General features: G+C 38.0%; 21 protein-coding genes. 20 read left to right on the top strand and 1 reads right to left on the bottom strand.

All coding sequences use genetic code 11. From position 1 onward, the window contains the following. Positions 1–30: 30 nt before the first annotated feature. The 20 genes from ATE49_RS12135 to ATE49_RS12040 all read left to right on the top strand — a co-directional run bounded on the left by ATE49_RS12135 (position 31) and on the right by ATE49_RS12040 (position 16025). On the top strand, positions 31–984 hold the full coding sequence (locus ATE49_RS12135; RefSeq protein WP_065082399.1) for a hypothetical protein: 954 nt from the start codon (positions 31–33) through the stop codon (positions 982–984). Positions 985–1079: 95 nt separating this feature from the next. Beyond that, entirely contained in the window at positions 1080–1991 is a 912-nt protein-coding gene (locus tag ATE49_RS12130) for a hypothetical protein (RefSeq protein ID WP_065082398.1), read from the top strand. A gap of 111 nt (positions 1992–2102) precedes the next feature. Beyond that, the gene (locus ATE49_RS12125) at positions 2103–2339 is read left to right on the top strand and encodes a hypothetical protein (RefSeq protein ID WP_260256181.1); all 237 of its coding nucleotides are present in this window, start codon (positions 2103–2105) and stop codon (positions 2337–2339) included. Continuing rightward, a complete protein-coding gene (locus tag ATE49_RS12120; RefSeq protein WP_065082396.1) occupies positions 2332–2655 on the top strand; it encodes a hypothetical protein in 324 nt (107 codons plus the stop codon). Before ATE49_RS12125 ends, ATE49_RS12120 begins: the two co-directional genes overlap by 8 nt. After that, entirely contained in the window at positions 2655–3854 is a 1200-nt protein-coding gene (locus ATE49_RS12115; protein ID WP_065082395.1) for a DUF2586 family protein, read from the top strand. Before ATE49_RS12120 ends, ATE49_RS12115 begins: the two co-directional genes overlap by 1 nt. Positions 3855–3864: 10 nt before the next feature. Continuing rightward, positions 3865–4290 (top strand): hypothetical protein, encoded by a 426-nt coding sequence (locus ATE49_RS12110; protein ID WP_065082394.1) that lies wholly within the window; start codon positions 3865–3867, stop codon positions 4288–4290. A 14-nt stretch (positions 4291–4304) separates the two neighbouring features. Then, positions 4305–4601 carry a hypothetical protein gene (locus tag ATE49_RS12105; protein WP_065082393.1) on the top strand — a complete coding sequence of 99 codons (297 nt, stop codon included), beginning with the start codon at positions 4305–4307 and terminating at the stop codon, positions 4599–4601. Between the two features lie 163 nt (positions 4602–4764). Next, positions 4765–6720 (top strand): phage tail tape measure protein, encoded by a 1956-nt coding sequence (locus tag ATE49_RS12100; RefSeq protein WP_090346979.1) that lies wholly within the window; start codon positions 4765–4767, stop codon positions 6718–6720. Further along, positions 6717–7436, top strand: coding sequence for a DUF6046 domain-containing protein (locus tag ATE49_RS12095; RefSeq protein ID WP_065082391.1), 720 nt, complete (start codon positions 6717–6719; stop codon positions 7434–7436). Before ATE49_RS12100 ends, ATE49_RS12095 begins: the two co-directional genes overlap by 4 nt. Further along, positions 7436–8410, top strand: coding sequence for a hypothetical protein (locus ATE49_RS12090; RefSeq protein ID WP_065082390.1), 975 nt, complete (start codon positions 7436–7438; stop codon positions 8408–8410). Before ATE49_RS12095 ends, ATE49_RS12090 begins: the two co-directional genes overlap by 1 nt. After that, positions 8410–8907, top strand: a complete 498-nt coding sequence (locus tag ATE49_RS12085; protein ID WP_065082389.1) for a hypothetical protein — start codon at positions 8410–8412, stop codon at positions 8905–8907. The genes ATE49_RS12090 and ATE49_RS12085 overlap by 1 nt, the downstream gene beginning before the upstream one ends. Then, on the top strand, positions 8904–9119 hold the full coding sequence (locus tag ATE49_RS12080; RefSeq protein ID WP_065082388.1) for a hypothetical protein: 216 nt from the start codon (positions 8904–8906) through the stop codon (positions 9117–9119). The genes ATE49_RS12085 and ATE49_RS12080 overlap by 4 nt, the downstream gene beginning before the upstream one ends. Beyond that, positions 9116–9454 carry a hypothetical protein gene (locus tag ATE49_RS12075; RefSeq protein WP_065082387.1) on the top strand — a complete coding sequence of 113 codons (339 nt, stop codon included), beginning with the start codon at positions 9116–9118 and terminating at the stop codon, positions 9452–9454. Before ATE49_RS12080 ends, ATE49_RS12075 begins: the two co-directional genes overlap by 4 nt. Further along, positions 9447–9725, top strand: a complete 279-nt coding sequence (locus ATE49_RS12070) for a hypothetical protein (RefSeq protein ID WP_065082386.1) — start codon at positions 9447–9449, stop codon at positions 9723–9725. Before ATE49_RS12075 ends, ATE49_RS12070 begins: the two co-directional genes overlap by 8 nt. Next, entirely contained in the window at positions 9725–10606 is an 882-nt protein-coding gene (locus tag ATE49_RS12065) for a hypothetical protein (protein WP_065082385.1), read from the top strand. Before ATE49_RS12070 ends, ATE49_RS12065 begins: the two co-directional genes overlap by 1 nt. A gap of 2 nt (positions 10607–10608) precedes the next feature. Beyond that, positions 10609–11067 (top strand): hypothetical protein, encoded by a 459-nt coding sequence (locus tag ATE49_RS12060; protein ID WP_065082384.1) that lies wholly within the window; start codon positions 10609–10611, stop codon positions 11065–11067. Then, positions 11064–11960 carry a hypothetical protein gene (locus tag ATE49_RS12055; protein WP_065082383.1) on the top strand — a complete coding sequence of 299 codons (897 nt, stop codon included), beginning with the start codon at positions 11064–11066 and terminating at the stop codon, positions 11958–11960. Before ATE49_RS12060 ends, ATE49_RS12055 begins: the two co-directional genes overlap by 4 nt. Before the next feature lie 4 nt (positions 11961–11964). Beyond that, positions 11965–14940 carry a hypothetical protein gene (locus ATE49_RS12050; RefSeq protein ID WP_065082382.1) on the top strand — a complete coding sequence of 992 codons (2976 nt, stop codon included), beginning with the start codon at positions 11965–11967 and terminating at the stop codon, positions 14938–14940. Between the two features lie 45 nt (positions 14941–14985). Continuing rightward, positions 14986–15564, top strand: coding sequence for a hypothetical protein (locus ATE49_RS12045; RefSeq protein ID WP_065082381.1), 579 nt, complete (start codon positions 14986–14988; stop codon positions 15562–15564). Then, on the top strand, positions 15552–16025 hold the full coding sequence (locus ATE49_RS12040) for a M15 family metallopeptidase (protein ID WP_065082380.1): 474 nt from the start codon (positions 15552–15554) through the stop codon (positions 16023–16025). The genes ATE49_RS12045 and ATE49_RS12040 overlap by 13 nt, the downstream gene beginning before the upstream one ends. Before the next feature lie 100 nt (positions 16026–16125). Here ATE49_RS12040 and ATE49_RS12035 read toward each other — a convergent pair whose 3' ends face one another. Next, positions 16126–17976 (bottom strand): SusC/RagA family TonB-linked outer membrane protein, encoded by a 1851-nt coding sequence (locus tag ATE49_RS12035; RefSeq protein WP_260256180.1) that lies wholly within the window; start codon positions 17974–17976, stop codon positions 16126–16128. Positions 17977–18401 lie beyond the last annotated feature (425 nt).

Below are 18401 nucleotides of genomic sequence, written 5' to 3'. Positions count from 1 at the left end.
CGGATGTTTGTGGTCTAAACGACAAAAAAGATGTCAAAACATAAGTTCATACTTAATGACGAAACAAAAATAAACCAGTACGGATTCAGAGTTTCAAATGCTGGGTTGGACCTTGCAAGATTCAAGGCTAATCCTGTGATTTTAGATTATCATAAAGAGGGCAATGAGGCTGTTATTGGACGTTGGGAAAATATCCAGATCGAAGGCCATTTGTTAACGGCTGAGGCTGTGTTTGATGATGCAGATCCAAATGCTGCTAAAATTTCGGGAAAGGTAGAAAGGGGCTTTCTTAAAGGTTGCAGTTTAGGGCTCAATCCTTTCTCTATGAGCAATTTTATTATAGCTCCGGATGATGTCTATGATCTGGTAAAATCTGAGGCTTTAGAAGCTTCTATCGTCGCTATTCCTAACAATGCCAACGCTATTAAACTCTATGCTTCCACAGAAGAAAGTTTTAAAGAACTGGCAGAAACGGAAGTATCTGACATTTTGTTAATGGCATCTGATGTTTCAAAATTCAATTTAAATAATTCCATGAAAAAGATCACGTTATCTATTGCCGCGATATCTGCATTAGGGCTACCCGGCACATCCTTAGAGCACGACGAAAATGTCGTAAATGAAAAGATCATTAACCTAAAATCTGAGTTAGACAGTGCTAAACAGAAAATTCAGGGTTTTGAAGATCTGGAAAAAGACAAGAAAGCAAAATTATCCGCTGATACTGTTGAGGCAGATATTAAAGCCGGTAAGATTGATGCTACCAAAAAAGATGAATTTATTAAGCTTCATGCCCAGTCTCCGGACTTATATAAGTCATTAGTTGGTAGTATTCCTACAAAAGTAACTTTAGCAGGTCAGACAGTACCTACAGGAGATTTTGGTGCAATAAAATCACTGGATGATTTTGAAAAACTGGATTTGACAGCTCAATTGGAGTTTAAAAATAGTCAGCCTGAGGCTTATAAAAAGCTATTCAGTTAACAACTCTTCTTTTCATATCTATATTTTGAACAGCCTCCTTTTTCTATGGAGGAGGCTGATTTTTCTAAAAACTAATAACCTTAAATTATAAAAAAATGCCAGCAAATTTTCCAGAAGTTTGGTTAGCTCGTGTAATCACTTTATTAACCACATTGAATGTGGCGCCGTGGTTAGACGGAATTCCTGAACTTGACGTAGAAGTTGTAGAAATGGGTGCAGGTTCTGCATCAGAAATGAATGTAATTCACGTACCTATTGAAACTTTCCAACCGGAAGTATTGATTAACAATACAACTTACCCAATTCCAGTACAGGAGTTTTCAGATACTGAAATCCTTGTAAAACTGGATAAATACCAGACAAAAGCAACATCATTAACTGATGATCAAATCATTGGAGCTTCTTATGCCAGAATTGATTCTGCAACTCGTGGACACATGACACAGATCAATTCTACAAAGTACAGAAAAGCTATCCATGCTCAGGCTCCTGCTCAGGACACTCCAAAAACTCCGGTTGTAACTGTTGATTTTACAGGATTAACAAAAGGATCCGAGAAGGCAGAAGCTTTCTATCAAAAAATTGTAGAGCTTAAAGGCCGTTTAGATGCCGAAGAGGTTCCGGAAGAGGACAGAAGATTGGTATTATCCACAGATCACGTCAATATCCTTTTATTGGATAGAAACAGATTTGGGGATCAGATTGCCAACATCAATACCGGGAAAGTAAACGGAATGATTGCAGGATTTAACACCTATTCCTACGTAGGCAATCCGCGTTATGATGCAACCGGAAAGAAAAAACCTTTCGGAGCAATAAAAGAATCTACAGACAAAATTGCATCTGTTGTATTCCATAAAAACAACGTGGCTAAAAAAACAGGTCTTACAAAACAGTATTTCCGCAAAGCTGCTGATTCTCCAACAGAACAGTCAAACTTATTAAACTACCGCCATTATTTTATTGCTATGCCTGCTAAACAGGAGCAAATGGGGGCTATTATCTAAACCATTATTGTGAAGGAGGTAGTATTTACGGCCGTAGTAGGCATTGTAACCTCATTGGGCGGGTGGTTTGCGGCCAGACGGAAAAACCTCGCAGACGTTCAAACCTCAGAGTTGGACAATGTCGAAAAGGCCGTAAAGATCTACCGAGAACAATTAGAGGATATCGGCGCACGCTGGAAAGAAGCAACGGAAGAAACCCGAAAAATGAATGAGCTCTATAAGCAGGCGCTTAATGATCTCGCTGATTTGGAAAAGCGTTTCAACACCCTTGCGGATGAGAACAGAGCTCTTATTGACGAGCTAAAAAAGTATAAACAACTTAACGGTAAAAAAGCAACACATGAATAGTGTATTTAAAGATAATAAAAACCTAAAGGAATATTGGGAGACTTCCGATGGAACTCCATTCTACACCGAAAACATGGCTAAAAATCACGCTTCTGGTTTAGAAGACAAGAATATAAAGCATGTTGAAAGATCGGAATCAGAATCAGAATCCGATTCTAAGCAAAAATCCGCTGCCGATATTCTGGCATTAGTTCCGGACATGGATCTGGAAACTGCAAAAGAGTACTTGGAGGCAGACCAAGCTTTGGATAAGCCACGTAAATCTGTGGTAGAAGCTTTGGAAGTAAGAATTGCAGAACTTGAAAAAGGCGCATAATGAAACCAAAGATTAGTATATCATTTAAAAATGGCGTTATCGGAGCGGTAACGCCATTAGATACAGGATGCTTTGGCTTTGTCGCCAGTGCTGTATCTGTAGCTGATGGTTTCCAGGTGGGAACTGTTTACCAGTTAAAATCTATGAAGGATGTTGCAGATCTTAAGCTGGTTGACAGTATTGACAATCATAGATTATATAAGGCTTTATCAGAGTTTTATACAGAAGCCGGTGAGGGTTCAGAATGTTGGATCCTAGGAATGCCGAAAACTCAGAAAGTTTCAGACTGGTTTACGCCAACCGATGGAATAACTCCGGTTGAAGCATTATTAAATGCTGCAAAAGGAAAAATAAGAGGCTTGTTCACTGTAAACGATTCAACGGTAGCTCCTGTAGTCACTAAAGGCATTGATGCTGATGTATTATTGGCAGCTCAAAAGGCTCAGACCTTATTTGAGAATTATACAGTAGGCAAATACGCTCCTTTCTTTACTATTCTCGAAGGTTACGCCTTTGACGGTAATAAAGTAACTCTGGAAGATCTATCTGCAAAGAATTTCAATGCAGTAGGTGTTTTAATTGGTGATACAGAAACCAAATCCGGAGCGACAGCCTCAAAAGGTGCAGCCGTTGGCGTTCTTGCCGGACGATTGGCAGCTTATCCTACCAGAGTAAATCCCGGAAAGGTAAGAAATGGCGCTTTAGCAGCTCCGACTTTATATATCGGTGATAAGGCTGTTGAAAACTATGATACAGAAGCTTTATACGATAAAGGCTATATCACATTTACAACACATCAAAGCCGTGCCGGTTATTATATTATCGACGATCCTTTGGCATGTAGTGTAAATGACGATTATCATTATTTATCTCGTAGAAGGGTTATAAATGAAGCTGTCAGATTGTCTTATGAAGCTCTTTTAGATTTTCTCCTGGATGAAGTTCCGGCTAATTCAGACGGAAGCATTGTGGCGGCGTATGCTAAAACTATGGAAACGGCTGTTGTGATGAAAATCAGCAACACAATGGGTGAAGATCTCAGCAGTGATCCTGAGAACAAACGGGATAAGGGTGTTGAGTGTTTTGTAGATCCTTCACAAAACATTGTGCGTACTTCCAAAATTGAAGTTGTGGTAAAGGTAAGACCGTACGGGTATAATCGTTGGATTAACGTAACGGTGGGCTTTGAACTCGAATAAAAACTAAACCATGTTAGAAAAAATCAAAATTAACGGCCGTGAATACGAATGGGGAGATCTTACCCTAATGTTAGGCGGTAGAGATATTGCCGGATTCAGAGGCTTTAAATCTTCAAAAAAGGTTGAAAGAGAGCCTGTACATGCAAAAGGGAGACAACCCAGATCTATCCAAACCGGCAATTTTACCTATGAGGGTGAAATAACAATGCTCACGTCTGAGTTTCAGGCTTTACAAAGAGCCGGTAAAGGGACAATTTTAAGCCTTATGCTCGATGCATTGTTATGCTATGGTAATCCTACTGAGGGTAACGCAATGACTACAAAAAGAGTTGAGAGCTTAATGTTTACAGCCGAGGAAGAGGAATGGAAACAGGGCGATAAGTTCGCAGAGGTTTCAATCCCATTTGTGGCCCTTTTCATTGACGACGGAATTTAAATAATATCAATAGTATGAATACAGAAGTTTCAGAAAAACAAATCAAAGCCTGGAAGGAGGAGCATGGCGACATTTACAAATTTATCGTAGGTGAAAAAGTATGTTACCTAAGAAAACCTACAAGACGTGCAATTTCTTATGCCTCAGTTGCCGGCCAGACAGACCCGCTTAAATATAATGAGATCCTTTTGGATGATTGTTGGATTGCGGGAGATGAGGAAATAAAAACAGATAACGGCTTATTCCTTTCAATTTCAAACCATTTAGCTGCACTTGTAGAGATTAAAGAGGTTGAGATGGTAAAGCTATAAAGCAGGCGAAAGTTGACCCGGAAAAGGATTGGCTGAGAATAACCAACGCTCAGCTATCCTATTACTTTCATATCTCAGATCCCGGCCTGCTAAGTGACGAGGAATGGGCTTCAAAAGTCCAGGACCTTGTTTATATCAGAAAATCAGAAAACGGAAAATAACCATGACTAATAACTTACTGTATAATATTGTTTTGCAAATGCAAGGTCAGCAAAAGATCATTGCAAATGTTAATAGTGTACAGCAGTCAACGTCTGGAATGATTAAAAAAATCCAGTCACAACTTAATGCTGTTAGACTGGATTCTTTCCTTAATAATATTAACCGTGTAGCTGATGGTATTTCTTCTCTAAATGGACCAGGTATGGAGCTCGCTTCTTCAATGAAGGATCTTGAAGCTCTTACCGGTGTTGCAGGAGATAAACTAAAAGAAATTGAAGGCTATGCCAGGAATGCAGCAAAAACTTTCGGCGGTTCTGCTGCTCAGGGTGTAGAGTCTTATAAGTTAATTCTGGGACAGTTGTCCCCAGAGATTGCTAAAGTCCCAAAAGCCCTTAAAAGTATGGGCGAAACGGTTGGTTACACTTCCAAACTTATGGGCGGTGATACCATTGCAGCCACGGAGGTTTTAACCACGGCAATGAATCAGTATGGAATATCCACTGATGATCCCATAAAAGCCAGTCAGATCATGGCATCCATGATGAATGTTATGGCTGCTGCATCCAAAGAAGGATCCGCGGAATTACCACAATTAAAAGCAGCTTTAGAGCAGTCCGGAATGGCTGCTAAAAGTGCAGGTGTTTCTTTTGAGGAAACCAATGCAGCTATTGAGGTATTGGATGCTGCTGGAAAAAAAGGAAGCGAGGGTGGTGTTGCTCTTAGAAACGTACTCGCTACATTAGGACAGGGCCGATTCCTTCCTAAAAAAGTGCGTTCAGAATTTCAGGCTTTAGGCATTGACATTAACCAGCTCAACAATCCATCCATTTCCTTAAGCCAAAGGCTTAATATGCTTAAACCTTTATTAAAGGATTCAGCTCTATTATCTGCAACCTTTGGAAAGGAAAATAGTAATGCAGCAATGGCATTAATAGGGCAAACCGGAGAAATAGACAGATTAACCGGAGCGGTTAAAGGAACTACATCAGCTTATGACCAGGCTGCCATTGTAATGGAAAGCCCTGCAGAAAAGAATGCCAGGTTAAAAGCTCAGCTTGATGATTTTAAAATATCGCTTTTCAATGCTACTAATGCATGGATGGGATATGCGAACGTAGCAGCAGAAGTTGCCCGTGATGTTGGCAATTTAGTTCCAATATTTCAGGGTGTCGGTCAGGTTATCATGTTTGTTACGAATGCTCAGAAGATGCAGGCTTTATGGACAAAAATTGTAACTGCTGCACAGTGGTTATGGAATGCCGCAATGACCGCCAACCCTATAGGGCTCATTGTTGCCGGTATTGCTGCATTAATTGCCGGTGTAGTAGTATGCTGGAATAAGTTTGAAGGCTTTAGAACCGTGATTTTTAAAAGCTGGGAAGCTATGAAGCTGTTTGGAACAGCAATAAAAGATTTTGTAATAAATCGTTTTAAAGAACTTCTTTCCGGAATTACCGGCATTGGATCCGCTTTATTATCCTTTTTTAAAGGAGATTGGAAAACAGCCTGGGAGACCGGAAAAAAAGCAGCTATTGATCTTAGTGGCTATGGTTCTGCATCAAAATTTGGTAATCAGGTTGTTTCCGGATGGAGCGGGGCAATGAAAGCCGGTCAATCAGCTAGTAATGCTTATACTAAAAAGCTAAACGCTGGCAAAACATCGGGATCCACAGACTCTGGAATTTTACCCCCTGTTGGTATACCTGGTACTGGAGGAATTGGAGGAGGTAAAAAAGGCGGATCCGGAGACGATGACGATAAAAAAGACGGAAAAAAAGCAAATAGCGATATAGCAACCGGCGGAACAAAGCATAACTACATCACTATTAATATTAGAGAACAGGTAGGTATAAAAGGCTTTACTGGATCTTTTGAATCCGCAAAGAAAAAGGCCGGTGAAGAGGTATTAGATGAACTTTTAAGAATAACGGCAAGCGCCATAACAGCAGGAGGATGAAAATAAGTAATGAAACGGGATTGATTGCCTCATTATTGGGGAGTCAGGTTGCCAAAAGCATTCCACGCTTTGCAGCGGTGCAAAATGAGATCAGTAAACATGTTTTACCTCCGGTAAGATTTCTGCCTTTAAATGTTCAGGATGTAGGCATTAATGAGCCTGAATATGATGATCAATACGAGCTATGGAAAGGAACATTGCCAACAGAATCTGATAATCAGTTTTTTCCACTGTCGTTTAGAGCTGTAGATGAAAAGGATTTTTATCTATTCCCGTGGGAGCCTATTATAAGTATTGAATCTGAGAATATTATTGCCAAAAGAAATGTTGCAAAAGCCGGTCAAAATTTAATTGGCTCAGTAAAAGAACGTTGGACAACAGGTGATTATAAAATAACCATCACAGGTGCTTTTTATGGGGATAAAATGCTGGGTAAACCGGCACAAACCTATCCCAGAAAAGATATGGAAAAACTCCGGCAATATCTTTTGTCTGCTAATGCAATAGAAGTTAGATCTGAAGCTTTACAGATCCTAGATATTAATAGGATTGTAATTGAATCAGTTAGTTTTCCATTTACTAAAGGTGAGAATGTCCAAGCCTATGAAATACGGGCTTTAAGTGATTTTCCTTATCAGCTTATTTACAGAAGAAAAGCAAGTAAAAAAAGTACTGTTAGTATGGGAGATTGGTCACAAGAAAAAATAAAGGACTAATGTATCAATTGAATTGGGATTGTTATATCAAAAATAAAGAAGGTGAATGGCAGCTTGGAATATTGGCAGAGTGTACAATTGAGAAATCAGTTAAAAACCTTGTTGATATCGCAACTGTTATACTTCCGGAAGCTGACCAAAATACGGTTTTGCGTGTTCAGGATTCTATTGGACGGGGTGATGAAATTAGAATAAAATTAGGCTATGATTCTGATCTAAGAACTGAGTTTTCCGGTTACATTCGGGAAATTATCACTGTAGATGGCGCTTTGAAAATCATGTGTGAAGATGCTTTATTTCTTTTCAGGAAAGGAGTTAAAAATAAGCAGTATAAAACAACAACGGTTAAAGAATTAGCACAATATGTATGCAGCCAGATAGATCCTTCTTATAAGGTTGTTTGTGACTATAATATAGGCTATGAAAAGTTTACCATTTATCAGGCTACCGGAAGAGATGTATTAGCAAAGATCCAGGAAGAAACCGGAGCGGATATTTTTTTCGATATGAAAACCAAAGAGCTGCATATACATCCGGCATATACCCGTAAAGGTGGTGAAACTGATTACAGCTTTCAGCATAATATTGAGGAAGGTGCTTCTTTAGAATATAAATCGGCTGAGGATAGAAAAGTTGAAGTTACTATCGAAAGTGTCGGACTGGATGGCAAAACCATTAAAACCACAGTTGGAAATGCCGGCGGTGAAAAGATCACCCGTAAAGTAGGCAGAATGAGCAAAGAAGCAATAAAGCTTATTGCTGATGTTGAATATAAAAATAAAATGGCTCCTGGTTATGAAGGGACATTTGATAGCTGGCTAATCCCATACGTAGAACCTAGCTATACCATAGGGATTTACGACAAAGATTATCCATATAAGGATGGACGCTATTATGCTGAGAGTGTTACGATCTCCTTTAGCGAATCCGGAGGAAAACGAACCATAACACCAGGAATAAAGTTAAGCAACTAATGGACAAAATTGCAGAATTAAAACGCCGGTTCCGGGACATGATGCCAAAACAAGGCATGATAACCATTGACGGTGTTGTCACAGCAATAACAGGCGATACCTGTTCTGTTCAGGTAGATGATATCGAGCTGGTAGATGTAAGGTTAAAAGCTACAGCAAACGGAAAGGATTCTGTTTTAATGGTTCCGGTTATTGGCTCTCATGTGCTTATGATCTCTACAGATGGAAGCATTGATAATTTAACTGTTATTAAGTGTGACCAGGTAACGAAATTTCTATATAACCAAAATGGTGTAGCAGTCGAAATAGACAGCGAATCCAAGAAAATAAGTGTGAAAAACGATGAAATAAACCTTTATCAATTATTTGAGGATCTGACAATGTTATTGAAAACATTGAAGGTTTCAACGCCTGTAGGTCCGTCAGGTGTTCCATTGCCGGACACCATTACAAAATTAGATGAGTTTGAAACCAATTTTAAAAAGCTTTTAAAATGAGTTTAAGTAGCGAAAAACAAAAGGCTATTTCAGATCTGGAAAGTCTATTAACAGAAATGAGATCCAAAACGGAATTATCAGATCAGGAGTTTTCTCGGCGATTTATAGGGCTTCTTTTTACTTGGATTTCAAAAGCTCAAGTAAAATATACAACCGGACTGGTTGCCGGGGCTAATCCTGTAACCGGAACATTTAACGGTAATATCGAATGAAAACTAAAGACTTTGGCATACAATACCGGGTAGCAGATAACGGGAATTATGACCTGAATATTGACGTAAAAAAAGACAGTTCCGGAAAGATTATAACCGGGTTGGTTTTAGGTCCTATTCTGGAGCAAAATATGGCTTCTATCCTCATTGCTGAGCAGGGTGATTTTAAAACAAATCTGGATTTGGGTGTTGGTCTTAGATCGATATTATTAGGTGAAGATCTTTTAGAGTATAGACACCTGATTAAAGAAAACTTTGCTAAAGATTCTCTGGTGGTAAAACATCTGGATTTCTATAACCTTCAAAAATTTAGTATCGATGCCGAGTATGAATAAAGTACAACAGGGGCAATCATTTATTGATATGGTTGTTCAGCAGTCAGGAAGCTTTGACGAAATTATTAATGCTGCGATCCTAAATAATAAGTCTATAACTGATGATCTGGCAATTGGTGAGATTATAAATGTTACAAGGATTATAAATGAGGATAATGTAAGGCTTTTCAGATCAAAACAGCCAGCAACGGCACTCAGTCCCGGAAGTATTATACCAGGACCGGGAGGAATAGGATATATGATAATAGAAGAAACATTTATTGTAGAATAATGGCACGTACTAAAGAGGAAATAAAACAGTCAATTATAGATTATTTCGTAAGCAATACGAAAGTACAGGAATATTATGAGCTGGATAATCAGAAAAGTTTTTATGATCAGTTTTCAATAGTTTCTTTTGAAAATATACTTTTTGACATTTTCACATTAGTGATCTGGACACATGAATTAATATTTGATTCACACCAACAGGAACTGGAAGATCTATTGAAAAAGGAGAAAGCTCATGGCCTTCTTTGGTATAGAGAAAAGGCAAAAGCTTTTCAGTTCGGTTTTCAGTTACTCCCGGATAAAGATGAGTTTGACAATACCGGCAAAACGGATGAACAGATAGCAGCTTCAAAAATTATCAAGTATGCAGCGATATCTGAGGACGATAAAGAAAGTCGGTTAATTTTGAAAATTGCTACTGAAACAAACGGAAAACTTTCGCCTATTACACAGAGCCAATATAACGGCTTTAAAACCTATGCAAACGAATACCGTGATGCAGGTGTAAAGCTTACTATTATCAACTATCTGCCTGATATCCTAAAGATGCGTCTTACAATCTATGTAGATGATAAAATCATAGATGAAAACGGATATCATAAACTTTTAGGCAATAAACCTTTTGAAGAGGCTATAAATGAATTTATGAAAGAACTGCCATTTAATGGTGAATTGATTCTAAATAGTCTTATAGATAAACTACAAAAAGTTCCAGGTGTTGTAGATCCATGGTTATGGACAGCAGATTCAAAATGGATAGACCCTAAGACCGGAGGTTATGGAAATTACGAATCTATAGAAATAAGTAAAATTCCCGAATCTGGCTACTTTGAAATGGATTGGTCTAATACAGTTATTGAATACAAAACAAAGAGTAAGTGATAATGTGGTATAAAGTTGACTTTAGAAAATTTGGTTTATTACTATGCCCGCCATTTCTACGAGGTGATATATACAGTGTTTTTATAAGCGTTATATGTATCACGCTAGAAAAACTGCATGATATTTTTTTAGAGACCAGGGATTATAATATTGAACGTGCAGTCCATAATAGCCAGTTATGCCATTTGAGAGGATTATTGAATGATAAGTTTGATTCAGACCGGAGAATAACTATAGAAGACCCTATAAATAAAGAAGAAACCTATATCTACACAGATTCAGAGAATAAACCAAAATACCTGGGCGAATTAATCTTATATCCGGCCAGTGAGTTTTCGGATGATCAGGTAGACTTTATAGTCAAAGTGCCTATAGCATTAAAAGACTATTACGATCAAATATATAACACTGTAGACTATTACAGGTTGGCAAGTAAAAGATTTAGAATAGAATTAGTATGAGAACATTTAACTATAATCAGACCGGAGGTTTTAAGGTAACAACTGAAACTCTGGCAGATATAACGCCAGCTTATTCCATTGTTGAAGGGGTTGCGAGAATGGCGGGAAATAAGGCTATTATTTCCGGGTGTGTGGAAACAAATGCTGGTGCAGTAATCAGTGACGGTATTGTCATGATTAATGGTGAGCTTTTAGAATTCAAAGGCGGAGCCAAACAAAATACTGTTATTATCCGTGAGATCATAACCCAAAAGAAATTTGAAAACGGAGAAATGAAAGATGTTATTATCGATCGTTTTGCAACTTTCGGGTTTTCACAAGATTCTTTACCCTGGACTGATTTTAAAAGAATCCCTGCTTTAAACACCCTAGAAGGGAAATTTAAAACAATTGATGATTTTATTAATTCTGTTCCATTACAACAAATAGAAGCACGTTTAACCAAACTAGAACGTGCTTCAAAACCAATTATTGACGGTAACGCACCAGTATTATTCATGCGTCCTGCAAATGAGATTCCTGAAGGATGGGAAGAGGCGACCGAATTTAGAGGACGTTTTCCTCTAGGCTTAGACCCTAATGATTTAGACTTTAAACAGGTACTTCAGGCAGGTGGTAATAAAACGCATACACTAACAATGTCGGAAATTCCTTCACATAGATTCAGCTTGTTTGGTGGTGATGGGATGAATACTTCAACTATTGCCAATAATCCAAATGCTACAGCAGCCGGAAAGGGTGATTCTCCTAATGATAATGAAGATTGGAACTATACCATCACATCCACAAGCGGTGAGCCATTTGCTGGTAAAACAAATGCTTTAGGAGGTGATCAGGCTCACGACATAATGAACCCTTACCGAGTAGTAATTTTTATACGTTTTAAAGGTTAGAAAAATGAAAAGACCTCGTAATACACTAAAAACATATTTTCAGAAAGGTAAAAAGCCAACTGAAGAACAATTTAGCGATAATCTGGATAGTTTCGTTCATAAAGATGATGCCATAACTATAGACAACGTTTCCGGCTTAAAAAATGCTTTGGACGGGAAACTGGAAAAAGGTGCGGAGGATGGTTTATTGGCAGCATTTGACGAAAAAATAAAAGAGGCTGAGAATATTGTTAATAAATCCTATCTGGGTATAGCTGTGATGTCTTCACAGCCTCCTGCATTTGGTTCCTACTGGTATAAAGTTGAACAGGGTGCTATTATCACATTTACCAATCTAAAAGATGCCACAGGAACGCCTATCGAGACCAAAGCTGAAGACTTTGAAAATAATGGGGCTTTTTATGAAGTAACCATCGAGGTAAAAGATGGTGTAGCTCAAAAAGAACGTAATCAAAAACCGTCTTCCCTGACACCAACATGGAGCAATACAAATCCATATAATAAAGGGGCACAGGTTATATATGACAATACTCTTTGGGAAGCTAATTCGATTGCAACCGGAGCCGATGTTCCGGGGGTGTCTTCCAGATGGATTCCCGCAGTAAAGGGCGCAAAGGAAAATAGTAAGGTTTTCGACTCCGGAAATGATGTTAACGCATCAACTATGAGGGCAACTTATAATGCTTCTGATGAGTTGTTTGATCAGGCAGTAACCAAAAAAGCCGGATTCACTGATCCTTTAACCTTTGGTTATGGAACAACGACCAACGAAGTGAGCAGCTATTCACTTGTAAGGGTTAACGATACACCTTCTACTATTGACGGTATTATTTCCGAAATTACCCTAAAGACAACTACAGCGAATGCCGATAATGTTAAATTCTGTATTCTGCAAAAAGTCGGTGCATCATCTTTTAAAACGGTCAAGGTGTTCACAGTGTCCGGATTTACACCAAATGCTGTCAGTACTGTAGTATTAAATGAAACTATTAATATTGCGACTGGTTATTATTTGGGTATTGATGTAGATGGTAGAAGCTTCAGCGCCAATGTAACTACAGGTAATTGTTTATCATTGCCGACCGATGCAGCTGTAGAAGGAAGTACTAATAATGCAACATATAATACCAGTTTATCCTGGTGTTATGATTTTAAAGTTATACAGCCCAAATTAACAGGGGACCAAGCTATAAATATATTGGAGGGCATCCGTACAAACGGAGTGGCGACAATGAAAGATGTTCATAATGCTTCTGATATCTTGTTTGATGAAGCTATTACTAAAAAGGCTGGGTTCACTGATCCCTTAACCTTTGGTTTTGGAACAGATAGCGATAGTGTGAGTAATTATAATGTTGTTCGGGTAATTGATGTCCCGGCTACAATATCCGGAGTTATTTCCGAAATCACCCTGAATGCCTCGACAGCAAATGCGGACAATGTTAAATTCTGTGTCCTTCGAAAAACTACAGGTTTAATGTTTAAAACGATAAAGGTATTCACCGTATCTGGTTTCACGCCAAATGCTGTAAGTACTGTAGTATTAAGTGAGACTATTAATATTGAAAACGGGGATCGCCTAGGCGTTTATGTAGATAACAGAAACTTTAAGTATAATTCTGCTTTAGGAAATAGCTTAAATTTCTCACCTACTGCAATGGTCGAAGGTGCAGAAACCGGAGCGAATGTTGATGCTGGTATATCTTGGTCTTACACCTTCAAAGTAAAACAACCGAAATTAACGGGTGATGATGCAGTGCGATTATTATCCCAGTTTAATAATATCAGCGCCAATTCAAAAATATACTATTTAGAGGACTATGGAGCTGTAGCCTTAAATCCATTTTCTCCTGATAGTAGCGTAGATTGCACAGCAGCTCTTCAGGTTTGTATTGATGAAATATTCAATGATAATAATATCGTAAATGCAAAAATAGCCCTTAAGGGTATGTATAGGATTGGTGGAGAGGTTAAGACATGGCCAAACGGTAAGCGTGCACAGGTAATGTTTCCAACTATTGATTATACACCTTTAATGGTGATAAAAAACGTAGGTATTGTCGGAGAGCACGCACCAATCTGGGAAGAGCAAAGTATCGCCGAAATGCCTGTTTCTTATGCTGGATGTGGTTTTTACAGCAGCTTGTTTAATCAAGATACAAACCAGACTAACTGGTGTATTTCATTAGGTTCCGGACGTGATTCATCTGTTTTTGGTGAGTTCAATAATGTTAACATATTCATGGATAACATCTATATGATGTTGCGTAGTCATGGAGCCAACGGTGCACCTGTATCGAATACAATGTCCGGAATTGACGCGAGTACAAACTCAAATTTCCAATTCGGTAGAATGTTTATTCGTACTTCTGTGCCAGGGACTAAGCTCTTAATGCCGTCTCTTAAAAGTATTGGATTATATCTTCCAAAGTGGAATAACCACGCATCTATAGACGGGGTGTATTTAAGATGTCAAGGCTTTGGAACAGGTTTCTACGCCACGGAGCATTTGGAATTGGGCAAATACATCGGCTCTGGAAATGTTAACGGAATGCATGTTGAAAAATTCTATCCTGCTAGAATAGGTCAATGTATTTTGGAGATGAACAGAAATCCAATCGTAATGGGTGACGGGGCGTACCTTAATTTAGGTGTATATCAAACCGAGATAATTAATGATACTACCAAGTGGTGGTATTCCGAAAAAGACATTATTCAGGAATCCGGTACGTCTAGTGTAACGATTGATAGATATGTTGTACATAAGGAAGGAGGCGAAAAAGGTGTTGGCTCGTGGGATGCTGGTGTTCGGGTTAAAGTTATCAACGATGAACACAACTTATCATATATGCCTGCTAATGTCTGGGACGCTCTTCCAAGTAATCCAACTGATGGGCTGGAAGGCTACCTGAAGACACAAAGGATAAAGGTTGTATATCTCGGTGGCTGGCTCAATGCTAACACAATGCAACCGCTATAATTTAAACAGCTATTAAATATCATTTAAAAAGTAAGTATTTGAAATATGAAAACAATTATTGTAATTATAACAACTGGATTTCTATTATTTAGTTGTGCAGCCTGGAATAAAAAAAAACAAATTAGCGAAGTAAGGAGCTCTGAAAAAGAGGTATTAACTAAATCAGGGACAGCAGATGTTAAAGTCAATAGATCTATAACTGATTTTTCGCAAACTGTATCTGGAAAAATGAATTTATCAATTGTTCCTGGTAATTCTCAAATACAAGATTCAACTATCCCAAAAGCACCTAGAAAAGTTAAAATAAAAGATGCTGCCGGTAATGAGGCTGAATATGATATACAAGGTAATGAGGCTATAAATTTCGGATCAGAAACCATTTCTAAAACATTATTAATGCAAGTCCAGGATAGTATTTCAATTCTCCAAAACAACTTTGAAAATCTCCAAAAGAATTTCGATATCTATAAAAAGCAGAAGGAATCAGAATCTAAAAAAACAGGTTTACAGTTTGGGGCTTATTTAACTCTATTAGGTTTGGGAGCTGTTGGAATAGTAGTGATAGCTCTTTTAGTGTATTTCGGAAAATTAACCTTTTATAAAAAAAGTAGATGGATAAAATAACACAAGAAAGGATTGCAAAGCTGCATCCTTCTGTAAGAAATGAAGTGACGGCAATTATAAATGAATGTAACGCTAATCTTACAGGACGCTCACAGGTTAGAATAGCCCAAGGTCTACGAACAGATCAAGAACAGGCTGCACTTTATGCCCAGGGGCGAACTATACCAGGAAAAACAGTTACAAATGCAAAACCTGGTCAAAGCATTCATAATTATGGTTTAGCGGTCGATATCGTACTGATTATTGATGGTAGAACTGCTAGTTGGGACACAAAGGCAGACTGGGATAAAGATGGTATTGCAGACTGGATGGAATGCGTTGCTGTTTTCAAGCATTTTGGATGGGACTGGGGCGGTAATTGGGCGACATTCAAGGATATGCCTCATTTTGAAAAGAAAGGCTATAAATGGAGTGTTTTAAGCCAAAAAACAAAAGATAAAGCAGGATACGTAATTTTGTGAATCCTAATTTAAACATCAATTAAAACATATTTAAAAAGCCTTTCAATTGAGAGGCTTTTTTATTTGTGCGTGTGTTTTTTCTTTACATTTAGTTTTTCGATTATTTACAAATGGATTTGCCGATTATATATGAAGCTTTTAGCTTTAATGTATTTATGAAGCTGTTTTCTTTAAGAAAATCTTCTTTTGCAATATTCCATGCTGCTCCTAAGCCATAAAAATTACCCCATCTGCTGTCGGGAGAGAAAACCGAAGAACCATCCCTCCGGATGTTGGCATTGAAGAAATATTTGTTGTCATAATTATAAAGTAATCTGGAGAAATAACCTTCTACTGCATATTCATAGCCATTTCCTGACAAATCTGTAATTTTTACAGCATTGTCAAAGGACAGAGAGTTGGGCAATACAAGTTGCTGTTTTGTTCCTGAGAACCTGTCGCTTTTTGTTTTGTTAAGTTCATGACCTACAAGAATATTGAAATTGTGTTTGCCTAGTTTCTTCTGGTAGGTAAGCAACTGCTGGTGATTCAGGGTATTTCTGAATATAGAACTCATAGTAAGATTGCCCCCAACGGATGCGGAAGTACCTCCAATTGTATTACCAAAGCGGAGATCTTTTATGTTTTCTAAATATGCACCGAAGTTATAAGTGAAATCTAATCCCTTAATAATTTCATAGTTTAATCCCAGGTTTATATTGGTAATGTTGCTGGTTGTCTGTGATTTATCCTGCTGAAGGTTACCAACCGGATTTTCATAAACAGCATAAGATCTTGCAGCTCCATTTGGGCCTTGTCCGTCTCCATAATCATACAAAGCTTTTCCGTTCTTATCATAAACAATCTGGTAGTTATTATTTCTTAGAAATACCGGGTAAAAAGGGGCAATATTTCTGGCAAATTGAAACGGATTGGAAAAGCCTCCGGTTTCACCAAAATTTTGTTTGCTATGGGTATATGATAAACCACTGGTCAGTTTTAGCTTACTGGTAATAGCATAATCCAAATTAGACCTTATTCCAAACCTTTCAAACCCTGAAGAGATAAGGTAACCCTGGTCATCCAGATAATTCAATGAAGTATAAGACTTTACCTGCTCATTATTTGCTGTAATTCCCACACTTGCCTCCCTTCTTAAGGATGGTTTGAAAAGCAGCTTTTTCCAGTCATCCTGATACAATAACTGTGCATTAGGATTAAACGAGCCATCTTGTGAAATTAACTGATTAAAAGGCAGGTTGTATGCATTGTACCCAAGCTTATTCAGGGCAGAGATTCCAACTTCATGCGGAGAGGCTCCGGTAGGAACTGCTCCAGTTTGTTTCAGTCTTGCGATTTCGCCGACTCTGGCTCGGTTATAAAATGCAGTATAATAATCTTTTGGAGATGTATAAACCGGATAATCTTCTATAGATCTGAAATTTATACCTGTTTTTACATCGGCTTCTACTCGAAGGCCATTGGTTTTTCCTCTTTTGGTATTTACAATAATTACTCCGTTGGCACCTCTGGAACCATATAAGGCATTGGAAGATGCATCCTCCAGAAAAGAAATACTTTCTATATCTGTTCCCGGAATACTATTGAGGTTTCCGTTATACGGAATACCATCTAATACAATTAACGGATCACTTGATGCATTGATGGATCCTATTCCACGCATTCTTATGGTTGGTTGGGAACCTGGCTGCCCGGAAGATATTACCTGTACGCCGGCAACTTTTCCGCCGATTCCCTGCAAAATATTACCGTTTTGAAGATTAGCCAGATCTTTTGTTTTTAGTGATTGTACAGATCCTGTGATCTCTTCTTTTTTTTGTTTACCAAAGGCTACTACCACGACTTCCTTGATGGAATTTTCCTTGGTCAGGCTGTCCCTGGTTTGTGCAAAGCCATATTCCGCAAACAGAATCAAGGCCAATGCTCCAATTTTACATTGTTGTTTTTTCATTATATATTAATCTTAGTTTAAATCTTGAGAAGACACATAGTTTATTTAGTCCCTGTTCATTATTACTGAAAAGAGATAATAAATATCCGGCCTCCTTCTATGAGGGAGGTTGCATTAAAAGTGCTGAAGATTGAAAGGAAAAAGGAGATTTAGTAAGAGAAAGAATCTAAACTCCCGTTTTTATTACCTCTTCAATAATGCATTACATGGAATACATATAACACATACATTGAAAGGTGAAATATTTCAGTGTATAATAGTTTTTTGTACAAGAAGATTCTTGGGCAGATACTGTTGGGAAGTTTCCCGGGACAGCGTCGGATAAACTTGTGTTCATAAAACGAATTTGATTTTTTTACTGCACCAAAAGTATTTAATTAATCAAAATTCGTCCCTAATAGCGGATATGATTTATATCATATAAA

The organism is Elizabethkingia miricola (genome assembly GCF_001675285.1).
GTDB classification, from domain to species: Bacteria; Bacteroidota; Bacteroidia; order Flavobacteriales; family Weeksellaceae; genus Elizabethkingia; species Elizabethkingia miricola.
This window is presented reverse-complemented; position numbering and strand designations above follow the sequence as displayed.